Below are 15,970 nucleotides of genomic sequence, written 5' to 3' on the forward strand. Positions count from 1 at the left end.
GGCGTGAGGGCTTGGTGGCTGCAGGGGCTGAGCGCGGACATCAAGACCGAGGACGACTGACGTAGCTTAGCTTCTGTTTTCTTCGAGCGACGCCGACAGCCGCGGCTCGCGGGTGCGTGAGAGAGGAAGGCGGAAGGGGTGGCGGTTGACTTCCCGCGGACTGCGGCCGTGGGCCGGGACACGGCCGCGTCGGCGGACGCGGAGCGGACGTGGGCGCGAGGTTCTTGCCGGTTCGACGAGAAAAGCGTCGACTACCGGCAACTGAACGTAGCGCGCCACGCCACTTAAATTCACGTATCGCGGGTATCCGTGAGTCAGTTCCGTCGGTCATCGAGCGCGGGGAACCCCTCGCGGACTGTCGCGACGCGCTCGGGGTCGAGGTCGGCGTAGACGATGTCGGGGTGGTCGCCCGTGCTCGCAATCGCGTTCCCCCACGGGTCGTAGACGGTCGAGCGCCCGAGCAGTTCCGCGTCGTCGAACTCGCCGCTGCCGTTGACCGCGGCGACGTACGCGAGGTTCTCGACGGCGCGCGCCTGCGGCAGGAGCGTCCAGTGCTCGACGCGCGGGTACGGCCACGCCGACGGCACGAGCAGGAGGTCGACGCCGTCAGCGACCAGTTCGCGGTACAGTTCCGGGAACCGGAGGTCGTAACACGTCGTCACCGCGGCCGTGAACCCGCCGAGTTCGGTGGTCGGGACGCGCTCGCCGGGCGTCAACAGTTGGGCTTCCGCGGACTCGTAGCCGAACAGGTGGTGTTTCCGGTACGCGAGCAGGCGCTCGCCGTCGGCGTCGAAGAGCACGCTGGTGTTCGCCAGTCCCTCGTCGTCGGGGCCGCCGGCCGTCGCGGCCAAGTCCTCGACGATGCTGCCCGCGAGCACGGCGACGTTTTCCTCTGTGGCCGCCTCGCGGACCGCGGTCAGCGACGGGCCGTCCAGCGGTTCCGCCGCGCGCTGGTAGCTGTCGAACGCGAAGAACCCGACGTTGAAGAGTTCGGGCAGGCAGACGAGGTCCGCGCCCTCGGCGGCGGCCTCGCGGACGGCGGCGACGGCGCGCTCGACGTTCGCGTCCACGGCGGCGCCCTCGACGGCAATCTGGGCGAGCGCGACGCGCATCTCAGGCGTCCGCCTCCAGCGCCGCTTGGAGGCCGTCGAGTTCGTCGTCCAGGTTGCGCTCGAAGAACGTCTCCACGCCCGGCACTTTGCCGTCGACGACGAAGCGATTGGTCACGCGGGAACCGCCGTCCGCGGCCTCGACCTCGTGCTCGCCCGTAACGTCGAAGATGCGGGACTGCCCCACGAACTTCACGTACCGCGGCGGTTCGACGTCGACATCCCGAGTTTCGACCGGAATCGTGCTCCGAACCACGGGAATCGGGAGGCGGACGTGCCACGTCGTCGTCTCGCCCTCGTGGTCGTAGCTGTCGACGACGCTGATGGCACCGGCGCGCTTCTCGGGGTCGGAGATGAACGCCCACACGTCCTCCGGAGAGACCGACACCTCGAACGTTCGCTCGACCCGAACTGTCATACGCGGAGTTGTCCGCCCGCCAGCAAAAAGCCGCCGGTTACGCTGGTTCGACGCGCCACGTCGTCGACTTCGAGCGACTCCACTTCTCGATGTCGACGTCCTCGGTCTTCTCCGCGAGTTCGGGGAGCCGAACACCGACCTGCTTCGAGGAGAGGCCGAGGTGGTTCGCGATGTTCTTCGAACGGAAGTACCGCTCGCCCTTCTCGACGCTCTCGTGGAGGAACTCCAGAATCCGGCGTTCCTCGTCGGTGTATTCGTCGGTCATTACGACGAAACTACGCACTATATCCGTTTATCCCTTGTGTTACCCCCACACGTGGAGGGCGGCGACACACAGCGCCGACAGCGTGACGGCGCCGGCGAAGCCGAGTGCGGTTTGGAACTGTCCGGGCGCGACGAACGTGTACGCGGCCGCGGCGACGGCGAGCAGGCCGAACGCGAGGCCGACGCCGACGCCCATGTCCGTTTCCTGCGTGGACCCAGTCGTCATGGGAGGGCGTTACGCGGGGTGTCCCTTAACTGGTTCTACTCGGGGCGGCCACGGGGCCGACAGCCTTTCACTGCACAAGCACTCGAAGTCCAGCATGAACGTCCGCGCGCTCCTGTTCGGGAGCACGATACGGGTCGCCGTCACGGTCGTCGCCGGCCTCGGGTTGGTCGTCGGCGGCGCGTTCGTCGGCGGGTTCGTCGGCGTGCCGAGCGTCGAACAGATAGACAACGAGTTCGGCGCGGTCAACGAGACGCAGACCGAAATCCGGACCGACCTCGTCATTCACAACCCGAACCCGGTGGGCGTGCGACTTGGCGGGACGAGCGTGAACTACACTGTCGCGATGAACGACATCCGGATGGCCAGCGGGGACAAGCGCGGCGTCGGCGTCGGCACCGGGAACTCGACGGTGAACTTGACGACGTACCTCCACAACGAGCGCATCCCCGCGTGGTGGGTGAGCCACATCCGCGGCGGTGAACAGACGAACCTCACCGTGTCCGCAACAGTCAACCCCGGCTTCGTCGGCCAGTCGGCGTCGTTCAAGCCGGCCGCCGAGACCATCGAGACCGACCTCCTCGGGCAGTTCAACTCCACCGAGGATCGCCCGGTGAACGCTGGGTCACCGCTCGTCGAGGATCCCGTGCTAATCGTCCAGCGGACGAACGCCTCCTGGGGAACGGTCACCGACGCGGAGACTCCTATCAATCTGGAGTTCGAGGTCTACAATCCGAAACTGTCGCCAGTCGTCGTCTCCAACATCGGCTACGACATCTCGATGAACGACGTGGCAGTTGGATCGGGCGAAACCGAGAACGCCGAGTCCATTCCCGGGCGGAGCGCTCGCGTGGTGGAGACGCCGACGGTCATCGACAACCAGAACCTCGACGAGTGGTGGGTGACCCACATCGACAACAACCAGACGACGGACCTGCGCATCGAGTTCTACGCCGAACTGGACGTGCCGGGCTCCGAGGAGCCGATTCGAGTGCCCTTGGACGAACTGACCTACACGCAGACCATCGAGACCGACATGTTCGGGTCGAAGAGCGCGCCGAACGGCACGGACGGCGACAGCGACGGGAACCAGACAACCACTGACGGGACGACGACTGACAGCACGACGACAACCGGGACCACGACTTCCGGCGACGGCACGACGACCAGCGACACCACGACCACTGACGGCAGTTCGACGACCACCTCCGGCGACAGTACGACTGCCGACGACAGCACGACCACCGACGGCGGCTTGCTCGCGCGCGGTTCGCAGCCAGCCTGAATCACGCTACCGCTCGTGGGTGCAGGAGCCACCCGCGGATGGGATAGATTTTTACGCGCCGCGTCGCTTTCGACGCACATGAACCGGAGTACTCAGTCTCCTGGTCGCGTTCTCCGAGCGTGAACAGCCCATCGCCGCCGAGCCAGACGGCGGCGACATCCGCGTCAGCGTGGACGGCGAGACCATCGAACTCTCCCGCGAGCACGCCGCCGAACTCCGGGACGCCGTCGGCGACGCGCTGACGAGCCGCGAGGAGTTCTTCCGCACTGCCGCCGTACACCGTGAGGACGGCAGCTACGTCGTCGAACGCCGCGGCGCCGACTCGACGGGTAACTCCGCGGTCTTCGACAGTTTTGCCGACGTCCACCGGCTGTTCGAGCGCCTCCCCGAGACGTTCGGTGCGGAGAACTTCTCGGCGGCCGGCTTCACCGGGTCGCGCCGGCACATGCTCGTGCGGCACTTCGCCGAACACCCAGCGTTCCCGTGTACGCTGGCGTCACGAAACCCCCTGCGGGGTGAGAAAACCGAGTAACTGCGGCGACCGCAGTTAGCTGATGGTGGTGTGACTGGACTGCTCGTTGAGCGCGAGGTTCGCCGCGATTTCGGCGTTACGCATCGCGTACTCGGCGGTGTGCTGGAGGCTCACCAGCACCTCGCGGACTTCGAGGATGTCCTCGTTGTCCATCTCCGGGAGGTCGTCGAGGATGTCGCCCTCGCGGTCGCCCAGTTCCGAGAACAGCTCGCGGACTTCGACCGTCGCGTCGTAGTCGCGCGTGACGACGGCGTCGACGGCGGCCGCCGTGATCTCGTCGACTTGGTCGGTGAACTCGCGGATGCGCCGCATCGTGGACTGCTCGACGTCGAGGGTGTGGCCCTCGGTTTCGAGGACGATTTCCGCGATGTCCTCGGCGTTGTCCGCGGTGAGTTCGAGGTTCTTCGCGACCGACCGGTAGCCGATGAGCGGGAAGCCGTCGTCGAGGCCGACGGCGCGCGCGAGGTTCGGGTTCTGGTAGGCGGTGAAGATGAGCCGGAGTAACAACACGAAGATCTTGTTCGCCTGCCGTTCGCGGTTGAGCGCGCGCTGAGCCATGTCGGGGCTGCCGTGCGCGAGCGCCTTCACGGCCTCCTCGCGCATCGTCGAGCCCGTGCTCTCCAGGCGTTCGAGGAGGTTGTCGAGGTCGAAGTCCTCGGGGTCGACCGAGCACCGGATGGTGATTCGCTCGGGGGTCTCCTCGACGACGCCGAGGCCCATGAGCTGGGTCTCGGCCTTGTAGACGGCGTTGATGTGCTCGGAGTCGAGGGCGTCCTCGCTCTCGACGTGGATGATGCGGCGGCCGAGCACGTACTGGCCGACGATGGCGCGCTCGACGGCGTCCGCGTCGAAGTTCTCGGCGTGAATCGTCGCCTCGGTCTCCTCGCCGTGCGCGGACTCGGGCGTGACCGTCAGCGAGCCCTTCCCGCTCTCGCGGACGGTGACCTCGTCGCCCTTCTCGACGTCCTGATTGCGCGCCCACTCCGCCGGGAGCGTCATCGCCAGCGTAGACGGGCCCAGCCGTTGGACTTTCCGGGTTTCCATACGCCCAGAACGCACTGGAACGGCCTTAATCTTATCCCTCGAACCTTATACTTGCCTTAGGGTGTCTCCGACACTCACGAAACCACCCCTCAATTCCGAGAGCCTTTTGCCCGTCCCGCTCGTGGGAGTACACATGGGTTTTGGTAGCTACGACGAGTCCGAGCAGGAGAACCAGAATACAGACATCGACGAAGACGGCGCAGTCAACGTTCACGAGAACGACCACGACGGCAGCGTCAACTTCGACACCGACGCCGACAGCGACGAACTCATCGACCAGCTCCAGTCGATGAAAGACGACTAACGGCTCTCTCTCTCCTGCTCTCGCGGACTACACCACTTTCATCATCCGTCGTTCGAAGCGCCCAGTTCTGACTTTCCGCCAGCCGCGCAGCGACTCGTCGACGGCCTCGTCGCCGGTGTCCACGCGCAGCACGCCCGTCTCGTCGAGCTTTCGCGGCGACGCCAGCACGCGCACCTCGCTCTGTTCGACGACCGCGGGCGAAATTTGGTGGTTGCCCCGGCCGAAGACGAATCCCTGGCCGCCGATGGGTGAGACGAGAATCACGTTCTCGTCGCCGAGCGCGTCCAGAATCTCGGCTTCGCTGCCGTCCCTGACGACGAGTTCGCCGTCCCGGTAGACGTCGACGCCCAGCGGCGACCCGTCGACGCCCAGCGCGTCCGCGACGTCCCCGAGCGTGCCGCCTGGCCCCAGCACGTACGTCACGCCGGCTTCGACTTCCTCGGCGACGGCTTCCGCGAGCGCGTCCGTGCTCCCCGCGTGGACCTGCTTGGCGGACTGAACGTCCTCCGCGACGGGCACCTCGACGACGCCCCGGAGGCGCGTGCGCACCTCGCCGTCCCGGTACGCCTCCTCGTCGATGTCGTTGACTTCCCGGCTCTCGGTGTCCTCGAACGTCGCCGCGACGCGGCCCGCCGCGGCCGGCCGCACCGCGAACACCGACGAGTACACCTTCACGCCCGCCGGCACGCCGAGTACGGGCGTATCGGCGTTCGCCTCGTCGAGCGCGGTCACGACGTCGGTGGCGGTGCCGTCGCCGCCGACGAACAGAATCAGGTCGACGCCACGGTCGACGAACGCGCGCACTGCGTCTCTCGTGTCCGCAGCGGTCGTCTCCTCGCTGTCGGGTTCGCCGACGACCACTGGGTCGAACCCCGCCGCGCGCGCCGCTGCGGCTCCCATCTCGCCGCCGTACGCCAGCAGTTCGGTGTCGGGCGCGCGCTCGTACAGCGCTGCGAGCGCGTCGCGAGCCCGGTCGGGCGCGCGCTGCTCGGCGCCCCGCTCGCGGGCCGCCTCGACGTTCCCGTCCGTCCCCTTCAGGCCGACGCGACCGCCCATCCCGGCGATTGGGTTCACGACGACGCCGACAGTTCGCATACCCTGACTAGGGTGTTCGCGCCGAAAAGCCGACCGGTCGGTCGTTCGAAAGTATCACAGTCGTGGCGTGACGTGCGTACGACGATGCCGACTCCCGACGCCGACATCGCCGAAGCCCTCCGCGACACCGTTGGCGACGCGCTCCGCGTCGTCGGCTTCCACGAGGGGTCCGACTGGCACATCGAGTACATGCGCGAAGACGTCCGCGAAGGGTACGCCGACGCGTCCATCGACGACATCGCCGACGACCTCGTCTTGGACGTGCTCGCTTCGCCCCGCCAGGAGTCGCTGTACGAACTCGGTGACCTCCACGCGACCGTCCGCCTCTTCGAGGACGGCGTGGTCGTACACGTTCCGACCGACGACCGCTCGGGCTACCTCGTCTCCCTCGACGCCGGCGGCGACTACACCGGGCGAGACATCGTCGGCGTCGTGCGCGACGCGGCCGACGCGTGAACCAAGAATTAAGACCGGCCGGCCGGAACTACCGTCCATGAGCTACCTGCTGGCCGCGACCGAGGGCGCCGTACTACCGATCAACGCTGTCGGCTGGACCGTCACGATTCTGGGCGTCGTCCTCGCCGTCGCGTGGACGGCCTACCTCTACCGCTAGACGCGTTCGCGCAGCCACGCCGCGGCCTCGCGGACCGTCTGCTCGTCCTCGTGTTGGATTTTCACGCGCACGCCGTCACCGGGATAGCTCCCGACGGTGACGCCGAACTCCGCCTGTAGTTCCTCCAGCGGCGCCACCAGCGCGCTCTCCGGGGCGTCCACGTAGACGAACTCGACGTGGTTGGTCGTCCCCGTGAACTCCCCGGCAACGGACTCGAACATCGACTTCATCTCCGCGGGGACGCCCGGGAACACGTACGCGTTCTCCACGACCGCGCCCGGCGCGACGCCGACGTCGTTCTCTACGAGGCGCGCGCCCGCCGGGAGCGCCGCGGTGCCGTCCGTGAGGTCCTCGAACTGGTAGCGGTCGTGGCGCTCGAAGTACGAGACTGCCTCGGGGTGTTCGGCCATCTCGCGGTCGAAGGCGGCCGCGACGCCGTCCATCGTCACGTCGTCGTGAGTCGGGCCGACGCCGCCCGTGACGACGACCGCGTCGTAGCGGTCCGAAAGCGCCCCCACCTCGCTCGCGATGGCGTCCCGCCGGTCGGGCACCACGAGGACGCGCTCGACGGTCGCTCCGCGCTCGGTGAGGCGAGCGCCCAACCACGACGCGTTCGTGTTCTCAGTGTCCCCGGCGAGGAGTTCGTCACCGACTGTGACCACCGCAACCTGCATGCTCGCTCGTAGGCGTTCGACGGGGAAAAATCACGTCCCCGCGGCTCACTGCTCGTAGTCGAGGCCGGCTTCCTCGCGCTCGCGCTCCAGTCGACGGATGCGGAGCCGGTAGTAGATGACGCCGCCGACTGCGGCCAGCGACAGCACGCCGATGAGACCGGCGAAGATGTAGAGGTCTCGGACCAGGTAGTACTCGGCGCTGACGGTCGCGTTGGACAGCGACGACCAGCGCACGTGAACGCGGTTGTCCTCGACGGACGTCTCGTAGCCGCCCGGCGAGATGTCCCCGAAGATGGGGAACGACGCGCGCATCCCCGCCGGCAACACGACTTCGTGTGACCCCTCGAAGTCGAGGGGCGCGTTCACCGAGCGCGCGCCCGCCGTCCCGGTGTACGCGAACGTCCCGTTCGCCGCGGGCAAGTCGACCACCGTGCGCTGGTTGCGCGTCGAGACGTCGATGGCGTCAGCGGCCACGACGGTGCCGTTCTCGTAGCGGAACTGCACCGCCGAAATCTGGACGGGGTTGCGGCCGGCGAACCCGCTCGTGGACGCGAGACGCACGCGCTCGGTACCATTCACCGTCGCGACGGTCTTGTACTGTTGGCCGGTGACGTTGAGCGTGACGTCGGCGTCGCTGTTCCAGTTGTACGTCGCGTTCTGCGCGAGTTGCTCGTCGCTGGGCGCGGGCGCGCCGCCGAGTCCGGTGCCGGCGCAGCCGGCGAGCGCGACGAGCGCGAGCACGCCCAGCGCCACCTTGCGCCTGCTCATGGAACGACTGCGAGCAGCTCCGAGGGGAGGTACTCCCCGATGGCCGCGAGCAGCCCCGGCGGGTCAGTGTCCTCGCGGCAGACGATGCTCTGTTCGAGCAGTCCGAGGCGTTCGACGGTGACGATGTCGCGGGCGTGGCCGGCGCGGTTGACCGTCGCGCGGACCTCGCCGCGGGTCGCGCTGTTGACGTTCAGCCGGCCGGTGCCGCGCGTCCAGTCGTACAGCCGGTCCTGCTCGACGTCCGCGAGCTCCGGCGTGTCGCCGTACGTGAACCGCAGCGGGACGTGCTGGACGAGTCCGAACCGCTCGCGAATCTGAGCCGGCGACCCAGGGCCGAGACCGAGTTCGTCGGCGGGCACGACCACGTCCTCGCCCGCGTCGAGCACGAACCCGTCGTCGTCCCAGGATTCGAGCGTGCCGACGTACGTCTCGCCGGCCTCGAAGCCGTCCGTGATTTCGCCCCACGTCTCCGCGAGGACGTTCCGCGCGGCCACCTCGTCGGGACCGTCAAGCGTCACCGTCGGGAAGTCGTCGTGGCGGACGCCGATTTCGTACTCGACGTCGAGTTCGCCGACGTCGTTGTCGACCTGCGACCGGAGGCTGTCCAGCGACCGCTCGCGGGCGTCACCCTCCACGTACAGTTTGGTTGCGAGGACGACCATCAGGCCCTCACGCCGAGTTCCGAGCGGAGGTTCTCGATGCGTTCGTCCATCGCTTCCACGAGGTCCGTGTTCTCCATCGCTTCCACGGGCGACCCGCACTCGGGACACTCGAAGCCGAGGTCCATCGCCTCCCCGAACTCGAAGCGAATCGAGCACACCTCACAGAGGTAGAACTCGTTCTCGAGCTCGTACTCGCGTCGGTCGGCGAGCGCCTCCAGCAGGCGGTCCATCTCCTCGCGGAGGTTCTCCGGGATGTTGTCGTACTCGAACGTCCAGAGGTACGTCAGCCACCCCGAGTCCTCGTCGCGGACGCGGCGGTACGTCGCGAGGTCGTTCTCGTAGAGAATGAACAGCGCTCGGCGCACGTCGTTCAGTTCGAGTCCGAGCCGTTCGGCGAGCTCCTCGTCGGTCACTTCCCCGTCCGGCGGAGACACCGCCACCGGCATCCCCTTCGGACCGACCAACTCGTGGAGGTACTTCTGAACCACGGGGTCGTCGAGTAGCTCCTCAAAAGCCATTACGTCAAAAAGGGGTCCGCGCCGGCATTAAGTCTTGTCACTCCCCCGTCTGACGGCCGCCGCCGGTCAGTCTGCGCTCGGGGTCGCGCTGTCTGCGCACTGGTCGTCTCGCCGCGTGACGTGGCCCGCGAGCGCGCCGCGCTCACTCCCCGTCGATGTCTTCGACGTGCTTGCCGAGCGCCTGCGGTATCACGCGCTGTTCGGCGTTCTCGTACTCCTGTTCGAGTTCGGTGCCGTCGAAGAGGTGGTCGAGGAACACCGCCAGCCCCGCCACCTCCGAGTGGGGTTGGTTCGTGACGCCGACGTTGAAGTCGGCTTCCTCGTACACCTCGAAGGAGACCTTCTCGCCGCCGACGACCACCAACACCGGCTGTCGCTGGTCGCCGTGGACGCGCCGAATGTCGTCCTCGACGTCCTGGAGCCGTTCGCCGTACATCGTGAGGTGGACGACACAGCCCTCCCAGTCGCGGATGAACGCGTCCAGTTCGTCCGTCAGTTCGACGTCGAAGGGGCCGCCGAACCGCTCGGTGATGTCCGCGACCGTCTGCTCGGACTGGCCGGCGTTCCCGGGGAGGACGACGCGGTCCGCGCCGAGCGCGCGCGCCGTCAGGCCGACGTGCGTGGTCATGCGGTCGTCCCGGCCCGGCCGGTGGCCGTACCGGAGCACCGCGACCTCGGGGTGTCCCTGCATACGTCCGCGAACTCGCCGCGCCGGGGTACGCGTTTCGAATCGCGCGGTCTGCGTCAGTCGTCGGCGTGCGCGAGTTCGAAGGGGTACGGCGGCAGTCGGAGGTCCTCCAGTTCCGCGAGGTGCTTGACGTTGTAGACGACGCGCAGTTCCTCGGTGGTGGGGACGCCGTTGCAGGAGAGCCGGATGTCCCGGTCGACCAGTTCCGGGGAGAGGATGTGGTCGGTCGGCTGGGAGAGGTCGCCGTCGACGACCACGACCGCGCAGTTCGCGCACGCGCCGCCGCGGCAGGCGTACGGCCACGCGAACCCGCGGTCCTCGGCGGCCTCCAACAGCGACTCGCCGGGCGCGACGTCGAATTCGCCGTGGTTCACGGGGTCGAGGCCGGCGTCGTCGGCGCGCTCGAAGAGGTCGGCGTCGCCCAGCGCCCACCCGTAGTCGTCCAGCACGGCGTAGTTCAGGTACTCGACGTGGGACTCCTCCCACGGCCGGAAGTCCTGGTCGGGGTCGACGCCGTAGTCGGTCGGCGACTCCTCGGTGAAGCCGGCTTCCGTCGCGAGGTCGGTGCCGTCGTCGGCGTCCTCGCTCGTGGCTTTCTCGTAGGCCGCACGCACCAACTGGAACTGCGCCGCGGACCCGCCCTGGTCGGGGTGGGCTTCCTTGACGCGTTCGCGGTACGCGCGTTCGATCTCCCCGTCGCTGGCGTCCTCGTCGACTCCCAGCACGTCGAAGGGAGAATCCATACTGGACTCGAAGGGCCACACGTTCAAAAGTCTCTCCGCGGGCGCGCCGCTTGCCGGAGCCTCCCGGGCATCGGAAAACCCTTGCCGGACCGACGGGTGTCGCCTACTATGGACCTCACAGGCAAGCGCGTCGTCGTGACGGGCGCCGCGGGGCTCGTCGGCTCGCACCTCGCGGCCGCGCTCGCGGAGGACAACGACGTGCTCGCGGTGGACAACCTTTCGAAGGGGACTCGGGACCGTGTGCCCGACGGCGTAGAGTTCGCAAAAGCGGACGTGCGCGACCCCGACGACGTGGCCGACGTCATCACCGAAGACGTGGACATCGTCTTCCACTTCGCGGCGTACACCGACACCAACTACGGCGAACCCCGACAGCTGTTCGAGGAGAACACGGAGATGACGTACAACGTCCTCGAACGCATGCGGGAAGTCGGCGTCGACAAGCTCGCGTTCACGTCCTCGTCGACGGTGTACGGCGAAGCGCCGATGCCGACGCCCGAGGACTACGCGCCGCTCGAACCTATCTCGGTGTACGGCGCGAGCAAGCTCGCCGACGAGGGTTTGGTTTCGACGTACGCTAACTCCTACGGCATCCAGTCGTGGGTGTACCGGTTCGCGAACATCGTCGGGCCGCGCCAGCGCGGCAACGTCGTCCCGGACTTCATCGAGAAACTGCTTGACGACCCCGAGAACCTCACGATTCTCGGGGACGGCCGCCAAGAGAAGTCCTACCTCCACGTCGAGGAGTGCGTCGACGCCATGACGCACGTCGTCGAGCACGCCGAGGATGACTACAACGTCTACAACCTCGGTACGCGCACCACCACCTCCGTCAACCGCATCGCGGACATCGTCGCCGACGAGTTGGGCGTCGACCCCGACTACGAGTACACCGGCGGCGACCGCGGCTGGACCGGCGACGTCCCGAAGATGCGCCTCTCCATCGAGAAGCTCTCCGCGCTCGGCTGGGAGCCCAGCCAGTCCAGCGACGAAGCCGTCCGCGAGGCCGCGCGCGGCCTCGTCGCGGAACTTCGCGCGGAACGCGAGTGAGCGCTCGATCGGGAACAAGCCCTATGGCGGAGCGGCAACCACTACGAGGTAATGGGCTACGACGTCGCTGAGTTCCTCCCTATCGAGGAAGTCCCCGAGGGTTCGAATATCCTCGTCGGCGGCCCGCCGCTGACGGGGAAACGCGAGCTCGCGCTATCCATTGTCGACGACGGCTGCGAACACGGCGAAGGCGGTATCGTCGTCGGCACGCACGACAGCACGAAGGCCGTCCGGAAGCGCGCGCCACACGTCTGGGAGCAAGTGAAGGAGGGCCGCGCCGGTATCGTCGACTGCGTGACCCGCCAGCGCGGCGAGTCGGTTCGCGACCAAGAACTCGTGAAGTACGTCTCCTCGCCCGGCGACGTCACGGACATGGGCATCCGACTGGGCGGCATCTTCCAGCGCCTCGAACGCAACTGCGATAGCCTCCGCTTCGACATCTCCACCATCTCCACGATGCTGATGTACGCGGACGTGCGCCGCGTCTACCGGTTCCTCCACGTCTTCGCCGGCCACATCGAGCGGCTGGACTGGCTCGGATTGGGTGTCCTCGACACCAGCAACCGCGAGAGCTTCGACACGCTCGCGCCGCTGTACGACGGCATGATTCAGACGCGCAGCGAGGAAGACGGCCGCGAGTTACGCGTCGTCGGTCTCGGTACATCACCCACCGAGTGGGTGTCCTACTAGTCGAACTCCTCGGCGAGTTCGTCGGGGTCGTCGACGGTGTCGCCGTGGTCGGCGAAGTTCTCGTCGACGAACTGCAAGAGGGCGTCGATTAGCGTTCCCGTGTCCTCGATGGTGTCGCGGTCCAACGAGACGATGACGCCGGTCCACTCGTCGAGTGGCACCTGCACGACGACGACCTCGTGGAACCACCGGACGGTCGCGTCGAGGTGGCCGAAGCGCGCGAACTCCGGCTGTTCGAGCGGGTCGTCGAACCCCTTCAGGACGAAGTGTTTCGCGATTTCCTCGAACTCCGCCTCGGTGTACTCCTCCGAGAGGTCGTCTCGCTGGTAGACGGTCTCGTAGTCGTCGCCCTCGTAGTGGACGGCCGACCGAACGTCACCGGCGTCGAGCTCGCGCAGATACCTGGCGAGCGATTCGGCGGGCATACCCCACCGTTCGACGGCACGCTTGGTTAATCTTCCGTCGACCGAGAGACGGAAAAACGCCCGCACAGCCGAAGGTTCAAGCGGCCGTCGCACCTTCCCGGAGGTATGCGAATCGAACTGCGGGTGTGCAAACACTGCCACGAGGGCGAACACGGCAATCCCGAGAAGACAGCGGTGACCAAGGACATGGTGGAGATTGCCCGGCGCGTCCGCGAGTACAAAGACCTCATCGGACTGGACGCGCTGTACGTGACGATGGTCGAGGAGGGCGACCCCGGCGGCGCCGAGGAACTCCCCGCCATCGTCGCGAACCTCGACCACGACCAAGTGAACCTCGCGGACACCCAACTCGTGATGGAGGACGACGACGGGAACATGCTCGTCTACCCCGAACCCGAGGACATTCTCGACGTGCTCACGCGGAACATCGACCAGATTAGCCAGCAGACCCGGCAGGACGTCACCGTCGAACTCTCCGAGGAGTCCGCGGAGCTACTGACGGCGTAGAACGACGAGAAGAACTCGTTTTCCGCGCGATTCAGCCGACGAACGGCAGTGCCAGCAACACGAGGAACACCGACACTGCGAGCGCGCGCAGCAGGTCCGACGTCGGGTCGACGCCGTCGTCGATGTCACGACCGATCCACCAGACGGTGAATACGCCGCCGACGGCGACGAGCAGTGCGAGCACGACGTACACGAGGTCGAGTGCGCCAGCCATGACAGCAGCTAACACGACCAGCGACTTAAGCGAACCGGCTGACGGCGAAAAAACGGCGGCGGCGTGGCGTCAGTCCTCGGCGGGCGGCTGACCACCGTCGGTGGCGGCCTCCGCTCCGGAGTCGTCTTCACCGGCGACCTGCTGCTCGTAGCGAGCGCGCAGGACGTTGCCGTACGTCGACAACACGACGCCCAGCAGCAACACGAACATCCCGAGGTTGATGCCGATGGTGAGCAGCACGCTCGTCGGGCCACCACCGGGGGTCAACTGCGCGGGTATCGGATACCCGGAGTCGAAGATACTCCCGACGAGCACGCTCACGATGCCGATGACGACGGCGGCGCCCGCGAGGTTCACCGCCCACTTCCACGTGGGGCGCAGCGAGAGCAGCTCGATGCCGGTGCCCTCGTGGTCCTCGGGTTCGTCGTGGGGCATCATCGACTTCGGCACGAACGCCTTCATCTCCACGGGGTAGAACGCGGGGTGGAACCCGTGTTCGAAGATGTGGAACATGATCCCCATCACCATCACGACCCCGAGGAGGCCGTGGAAGGTGACGAACGCGGTCGCGGCGGCCTTCGTCTGGAAGAACTGCGCGAGCCCGACCTTGCTCCAGATGAGCAGCCCCGAGATCATCAGGAGGACGAGCTCGACGGTGAAAATCCAGACGACGCCCTTCCCGACGTACGACAGCAGCGGGACCTCGTCGGAGGAGTAGCCCGCGAACTGGCGCGCGTTCGGGTGGCGTTCGTCGGCACGCCCGAGCACGAACTGCACGTCCTGCACGAACGCTTTCGCGTCCGTCGGCGTCGGCAGCACCGCCTTGAAGTTCTTCCGTCGGCCCGGCCCGATGAGCATCAGCGTCACCCAGAAGACGGTGAGCACGATGAGGCCGAAGCCGGCGATGCGGTGGAGCGCGAGCACGCCCGCGTTGCCGCCCATGAACTCGACCATCCACCAGAGTTCGTCGTTGAACATCACGGAGTAGCCCGTGAAGAACAACAGGAAGACGTCGAGCGCGAGCAGCGAGTGGAAGTACGTCGTGACGCGCGTGAACTTCCCGTGGTCCATGTTCGTCACGCGCTCTCACCTCCGCTGTCGGCGTCGCGGCCGCCGTCCGTGGCGACCTCCGCGGGTTCGTCTGCGTCGCGCATCCGCGCGCCGAGGCGCCGGAACGCGCCCCAGTGCACGAACACCAGCACGAGGATGAACACGCCCATCAGGACGTCGACAGCGTGGATGACGACGATGAGCGAGTCGAGCAGCGGGTCGGTGTTGCCGGCGACGAAGTCCGTGCCGACGCCACCGCCTTCGACGGTCGGGTTGACGCGGTACAGCGTCTCGAAGCTCGCGTCGAAGGAGCCGTTGACGTACCAGACGGAGGCGACTGCGACGACGATACCGACGAGGGCGCTGACCGCGATGGACAGCGCCTCCGACATGCCGCGTGCGTCGTCGCTGCGAGCCATCAGTTGAACACCTCCGCGTCCTCGCCGAAGATGACCTCCATCGCTTCGTCGTTGAAGAACGGGTCGCGGTCGCGCTTCTCGAACTCGTCGGCGATCTGATTGGGCTGACCGACGAGGATGGCGTCGGTAGCGCACTCTTCGGCGCACGCCGGGCCCTTCCCGATGTCCTGGCGCTCCTCGCACATCGTACACTTGTCCATGATGCCGCCGGTGCCGACGACCGCGTTCCCGCCGTCGTTCTCGTCGGGGAACTGCGGGGCGCCGAACGGACACGCTGACAGGCAGTACTGACAGCCGACGCAGAGGTCCTCGCTGACCTGCACGAAGTCGTCGTCGTTCTTCTGGAGCGCGTCGGTCGGACACACCGACACGCAGGGCGCGTTCTCGCAGTGGTAACACTGCATCGGGATGGCGGTCTCGCCGGGGAACGCGCCGTCGTCGAGGGCCTGCGAGCTGTTGGCGTTGTAGCCGTCGTCGGCCTGCTCGCCCTCGAACATCGTGGAGATGCTGATACGCTGTTCCTCCGGGCCGATGTCCCACGTGCGCTTGCACGCGACGACACAGCCGCCGCAGTCGATACAGGCCTCGACGTCGGGGAAGATGCGAGCACCTTCGCCGGTGCTCATGACCCCCTGGCTCAAGACCTCACGTTGTGATTGTTGATTCGATGACATT

Annotated in this window: 24 protein-coding genes; 7 read left to right on the plus strand and 17 right to left on the minus strand. The window is 67.1% G+C overall.

Annotation, left to right across the window (positions count from 1 at the left end; all coding sequences use genetic code 11):
- Positions 1-314: 314 nt before the first annotated feature.
- The 4 genes from AVZ66_RS03895 to AVZ66_RS03910 are packed head-to-tail and all read right to left on the minus strand — an operon-like array spanning position 315 to position 2,017.
- Positions 315-1,112 carry a carbon-nitrogen family hydrolase gene (locus AVZ66_RS03895; RefSeq protein WP_058982007.1) on the minus strand — a complete coding sequence of 266 codons (798 nt, stop codon included), beginning with the start codon at positions 1,110-1,112 and terminating at the stop codon, positions 315-317.
- Position 1,113: 1 nt separating this feature from the next.
- A complete protein-coding gene (locus AVZ66_RS03900; RefSeq protein WP_058982009.1) occupies positions 1,114-1,527 on the minus strand; it encodes a CoxG family protein in 414 nt (137 codons plus the stop codon).
- A gap of 37 nt (positions 1,528-1,564) precedes the next feature.
- On the minus strand, positions 1,565-1,792 hold the full coding sequence (locus AVZ66_RS03905; protein WP_058982011.1) for a hypothetical protein: 228 nt from the start codon (positions 1,790-1,792) through the stop codon (positions 1,565-1,567).
- Between the two features lie 39 nt (positions 1,793-1,831).
- Positions 1,832-2,017: a hypothetical protein gene (locus AVZ66_RS03910; RefSeq protein ID WP_058982012.1), complete on the minus strand. Its 186-nt coding sequence runs from the start codon at positions 2,015-2,017 to the stop codon at positions 1,832-1,834.
- A 94-nt stretch (positions 2,018-2,111) separates the two neighbouring features.
- On the opposite strand from AVZ66_RS03910, the gene AVZ66_RS03915 reads away from it, so the two are divergent.
- Together AVZ66_RS03915 and AVZ66_RS03920 are read left to right on the plus strand one after the other, a co-directional pair.
- The gene (locus tag AVZ66_RS03915; RefSeq protein WP_058982014.1) at positions 2,112-3,299 is read left to right on the plus strand and encodes an LEA type 2 family protein; all 1,188 of its coding nucleotides are present in this window, start codon (positions 2,112-2,114) and stop codon (positions 3,297-3,299) included.
- A gap of 130 nt (positions 3,300-3,429) precedes the next feature.
- The gene (locus AVZ66_RS03920) at positions 3,430-3,831 is read left to right on the plus strand and encodes a hypothetical protein (RefSeq protein ID WP_058982016.1); all 402 of its coding nucleotides are present in this window, start codon (positions 3,430-3,432) and stop codon (positions 3,829-3,831) included.
- 15 nt (positions 3,832-3,846) lie between these two features.
- On the opposite strand, the gene AVZ66_RS03925 is transcribed toward AVZ66_RS03920, so the two are convergent.
- Positions 3,847-4,875, minus strand: coding sequence for a phosphate uptake regulator PhoU (locus AVZ66_RS03925; RefSeq protein ID WP_058982018.1), 1,029 nt, complete (start codon positions 4,873-4,875; stop codon positions 3,847-3,849).
- A 133-nt stretch (positions 4,876-5,008) separates the two neighbouring features.
- Between AVZ66_RS03925 and AVZ66_RS03930 the strand changes: the two genes are divergently transcribed.
- Positions 5,009-5,179 carry a DUF5786 family protein gene (locus AVZ66_RS03930; protein WP_058982021.1) on the plus strand — a complete coding sequence of 57 codons (171 nt, stop codon included), beginning with the start codon at positions 5,009-5,011 and terminating at the stop codon, positions 5,177-5,179.
- A 27-nt stretch (positions 5,180-5,206) separates the two neighbouring features.
- On the opposite strand, the gene AVZ66_RS03935 is transcribed toward AVZ66_RS03930, so the two are convergent.
- Positions 5,207-6,274 carry an ATP-NAD kinase family protein gene (locus AVZ66_RS03935; protein WP_058982023.1) on the minus strand — a complete coding sequence of 356 codons (1,068 nt, stop codon included), beginning with the start codon at positions 6,272-6,274 and terminating at the stop codon, positions 5,207-5,209.
- A gap of 84 nt (positions 6,275-6,358) precedes the next feature.
- On the opposite strand from AVZ66_RS03935, the gene AVZ66_RS03940 reads away from it, so the two are divergent.
- Positions 6,359-6,730 carry a hypothetical protein gene (locus AVZ66_RS03940; protein ID WP_058982024.1) on the plus strand — a complete coding sequence of 124 codons (372 nt, stop codon included), beginning with the start codon at positions 6,359-6,361 and terminating at the stop codon, positions 6,728-6,730.
- A 153-nt stretch (positions 6,731-6,883) separates the two neighbouring features.
- Here the strand turns inward: AVZ66_RS03940 and AVZ66_RS03945 are convergent, their stop codons facing one another.
- The 6 genes from AVZ66_RS03945 to fer form a co-directional block, all read right to left on the minus strand.
- Positions 6,884-7,561, minus strand: a complete 678-nt coding sequence (locus tag AVZ66_RS03945; protein WP_058982026.1) for a molybdopterin-binding protein — start codon at positions 7,559-7,561, stop codon at positions 6,884-6,886.
- A gap of 45 nt (positions 7,562-7,606) precedes the next feature.
- Positions 7,607-8,329, minus strand: coding sequence for a DUF5803 family protein (locus AVZ66_RS03950; RefSeq protein WP_157575592.1), 723 nt, complete (start codon positions 8,327-8,329; stop codon positions 7,607-7,609).
- Positions 8,326-8,991: a DUF2110 family protein gene (locus AVZ66_RS03955; RefSeq protein ID WP_058982030.1), complete on the minus strand. Its 666-nt coding sequence runs from the start codon at positions 8,989-8,991 to the stop codon at positions 8,326-8,328. Before AVZ66_RS03955 ends, AVZ66_RS03950 begins: the two co-directional genes overlap by 4 nt.
- Complete coding sequence (locus AVZ66_RS03960) at positions 8,991-9,509, minus strand: transcription factor (protein ID WP_058982031.1); 519 nt, start codon at positions 9,507-9,509, stop codon at positions 8,991-8,993. The genes AVZ66_RS03955 and AVZ66_RS03960 overlap by 1 nt, the downstream gene beginning before the upstream one ends.
- Positions 9,510-9,651: 142 nt before the next feature.
- Entirely contained in the window at positions 9,652-10,200 is a 549-nt protein-coding gene (locus AVZ66_RS03965) for a tRNA (cytidine(56)-2'-O)-methyltransferase (protein WP_058982034.1), read from the minus strand.
- A 53-nt stretch (positions 10,201-10,253) separates the two neighbouring features.
- Positions 10,254-10,940, minus strand: a complete 687-nt coding sequence (fer, locus tag AVZ66_RS03970; RefSeq protein WP_058982035.1) for a ferredoxin Fer — start codon at positions 10,938-10,940, stop codon at positions 10,254-10,256.
- Between the two features lie 108 nt (positions 10,941-11,048).
- Between fer and AVZ66_RS03975 the strand changes: the two genes are divergently transcribed.
- On the plus strand, positions 11,049-11,990 hold the full coding sequence (locus AVZ66_RS03975) for an NAD-dependent epimerase/dehydratase family protein (RefSeq protein ID WP_058982037.1): 942 nt from the start codon (positions 11,049-11,051) through the stop codon (positions 11,988-11,990).
- 51 nt (positions 11,991-12,041) lie between these two features.
- Positions 12,042-12,680: a hypothetical protein gene (locus tag AVZ66_RS03980; protein ID WP_058982040.1), complete on the plus strand. Its 639-nt coding sequence runs from the start codon at positions 12,042-12,044 to the stop codon at positions 12,678-12,680.
- On the opposite strand, the gene AVZ66_RS03985 is transcribed toward AVZ66_RS03980, so the two are convergent.
- A complete protein-coding gene (locus tag AVZ66_RS03985) occupies positions 12,677-13,105 on the minus strand; it encodes a hypothetical protein (protein WP_058982041.1) in 429 nt (142 codons plus the stop codon). The genes AVZ66_RS03980 and AVZ66_RS03985 overlap by 4 nt on opposite strands.
- A 105-nt stretch (positions 13,106-13,210) precedes the next feature.
- On the opposite strand from AVZ66_RS03985, the gene AVZ66_RS03990 reads away from it, so the two are divergent.
- Positions 13,211-13,612 (plus strand): hypothetical protein, encoded by a 402-nt coding sequence (locus AVZ66_RS03990; RefSeq protein ID WP_058982043.1) that lies wholly within the window; start codon positions 13,211-13,213, stop codon positions 13,610-13,612.
- A 31-nt stretch (positions 13,613-13,643) separates the two neighbouring features.
- Here AVZ66_RS03990 and AVZ66_RS03995 read toward each other — a convergent pair whose 3' ends face one another.
- The 4 genes from AVZ66_RS03995 to AVZ66_RS04010 form a co-directional block, all read right to left on the minus strand.
- Entirely contained in the window at positions 13,644-13,826 is a 183-nt protein-coding gene (locus AVZ66_RS03995) for a hypothetical protein (RefSeq protein WP_058982045.1), read from the minus strand.
- A 69-nt stretch (positions 13,827-13,895) separates the two neighbouring features.
- Positions 13,896-14,906 carry a cytochrome b/b6 domain-containing protein gene (locus tag AVZ66_RS04000; protein ID WP_058982047.1) on the minus strand — a complete coding sequence of 337 codons (1,011 nt, stop codon included), beginning with the start codon at positions 14,904-14,906 and terminating at the stop codon, positions 13,896-13,898.
- Positions 14,903-15,295, minus strand: a complete 393-nt coding sequence (locus tag AVZ66_RS04005) for a hypothetical protein (RefSeq protein ID WP_058982049.1) — start codon at positions 15,293-15,295, stop codon at positions 14,903-14,905. Before AVZ66_RS04005 ends, AVZ66_RS04000 begins: the two co-directional genes overlap by 4 nt.
- On the minus strand, positions 15,295-15,969 hold the full coding sequence (locus AVZ66_RS04010) for a 4Fe-4S dicluster domain-containing protein (RefSeq protein WP_058982051.1): 675 nt from the start codon (positions 15,967-15,969) through the stop codon (positions 15,295-15,297). Before AVZ66_RS04010 ends, AVZ66_RS04005 begins: the two co-directional genes overlap by 1 nt.
- Position 15,970: the final 1 nt, after the last annotated feature.

This window comes from Halobacterium sp. CBA1132, assembly GCF_001485535.1.
Lineage (GTDB): Archaea > Halobacteriota > Halobacteria > Halobacteriales > Halobacteriaceae > Halobacterium.

What these genes read in the sequence shown, in the direction of transcription:
- AVZ66_RS03895 (WP_058982007.1), bottom strand. Translation starts at nt 1,112, where the DNA reads ATGCGCGTCGCGCTCGCCCAGATTGCCGTCGAGGGCGCCGCCGTGGAC.
- AVZ66_RS03900 (WP_058982009.1), bottom strand. Translation starts at nt 1,527, where the DNA reads ATGACAGTTCGGGTCGAGCGAACGTTCGAGGTGTCGGTCTCTCCGGAG.
- AVZ66_RS03905 (WP_058982011.1), bottom strand. Translation starts at nt 1,792, where the DNA reads ATGACCGACGAATACACCGACGAGGAACGCCGGATTCTGGAGTTCCTC.
- AVZ66_RS03910 (WP_058982012.1), bottom strand. Translation starts at nt 2,017, where the DNA reads ATGACGACTGGGTCCACGCAGGAAACGGACATGGGCGTCGGCGTCGGC.
- AVZ66_RS03915 (WP_058982014.1), top strand. Translation starts at nt 2,112, where the DNA reads ATGAACGTCCGCGCGCTCCTGTTCGGGAGCACGATACGGGTCGCCGTC.
- AVZ66_RS03925 (WP_058982018.1), bottom strand. Translation starts at nt 4,875, where the DNA reads ATGGAAACCCGGAAAGTCCAACGGCTGGGCCCGTCTACGCTGGCGATG.
- AVZ66_RS03930 (WP_058982021.1), top strand. Translation starts at nt 5,009, where the DNA reads ATGGGTTTTGGTAGCTACGACGAGTCCGAGCAGGAGAACCAGAATACA.
- AVZ66_RS03935 (WP_058982023.1), bottom strand. Translation starts at nt 6,274, where the DNA reads ATGCGAACTGTCGGCGTCGTCGTGAACCCAATCGCCGGGATGGGCGGT.
- AVZ66_RS03940 (WP_058982024.1), top strand. Translation starts at nt 6,359, where the DNA reads ATGCCGACTCCCGACGCCGACATCGCCGAAGCCCTCCGCGACACCGTT.
- AVZ66_RS03945 (WP_058982026.1), bottom strand. Translation starts at nt 7,561, where the DNA reads ATGCAGGTTGCGGTGGTCACAGTCGGTGACGAACTCCTCGCCGGGGAC.
- AVZ66_RS03950 (WP_157575592.1), bottom strand. Translation starts at nt 8,329, where the DNA reads ATGAGCAGGCGCAAGGTGGCGCTGGGCGTGCTCGCGCTCGTCGCGCTC.
- AVZ66_RS03955 (WP_058982030.1), bottom strand. Translation starts at nt 8,991, where the DNA reads ATGGTCGTCCTCGCAACCAAACTGTACGTGGAGGGTGACGCCCGCGAG.
- AVZ66_RS03960 (WP_058982031.1), bottom strand. Translation starts at nt 9,509, where the DNA reads ATGGCTTTTGAGGAGCTACTCGACGACCCCGTGGTTCAGAAGTACCTC.
- AVZ66_RS03965 (WP_058982034.1), bottom strand. Translation starts at nt 10,200, where the DNA reads ATGCAGGGACACCCCGAGGTCGCGGTGCTCCGGTACGGCCACCGGCCG.
- fer (WP_058982035.1), bottom strand. Translation starts at nt 10,940, where the DNA reads ATGGATTCTCCCTTCGACGTGCTGGGAGTCGACGAGGACGCCAGCGAC.
- AVZ66_RS03975 (WP_058982037.1), top strand. Translation starts at nt 11,049, where the DNA reads ATGGACCTCACAGGCAAGCGCGTCGTCGTGACGGGCGCCGCGGGGCTC.
- AVZ66_RS03980 (WP_058982040.1), top strand. Translation starts at nt 12,042, where the DNA reads ATGGGCTACGACGTCGCTGAGTTCCTCCCTATCGAGGAAGTCCCCGAG.
- AVZ66_RS03985 (WP_058982041.1), bottom strand. Translation starts at nt 13,105, where the DNA reads ATGCCCGCCGAATCGCTCGCCAGGTATCTGCGCGAGCTCGACGCCGGT.
- AVZ66_RS03990 (WP_058982043.1), top strand. Translation starts at nt 13,211, where the DNA reads ATGCGAATCGAACTGCGGGTGTGCAAACACTGCCACGAGGGCGAACAC.
- AVZ66_RS03995 (WP_058982045.1), bottom strand. Translation starts at nt 13,826, where the DNA reads ATGGCTGGCGCACTCGACCTCGTGTACGTCGTGCTCGCACTGCTCGTC.
- AVZ66_RS04005 (WP_058982049.1), bottom strand. Translation starts at nt 15,295, where the DNA reads ATGGCTCGCAGCGACGACGCACGCGGCATGTCGGAGGCGCTGTCCATC.
- AVZ66_RS04010 (WP_058982051.1), bottom strand. Translation starts at nt 15,969, where the DNA reads ATGTCATCGAATCAACAATCACAACGTGAGGTCTTGAGCCAGGGGGTC.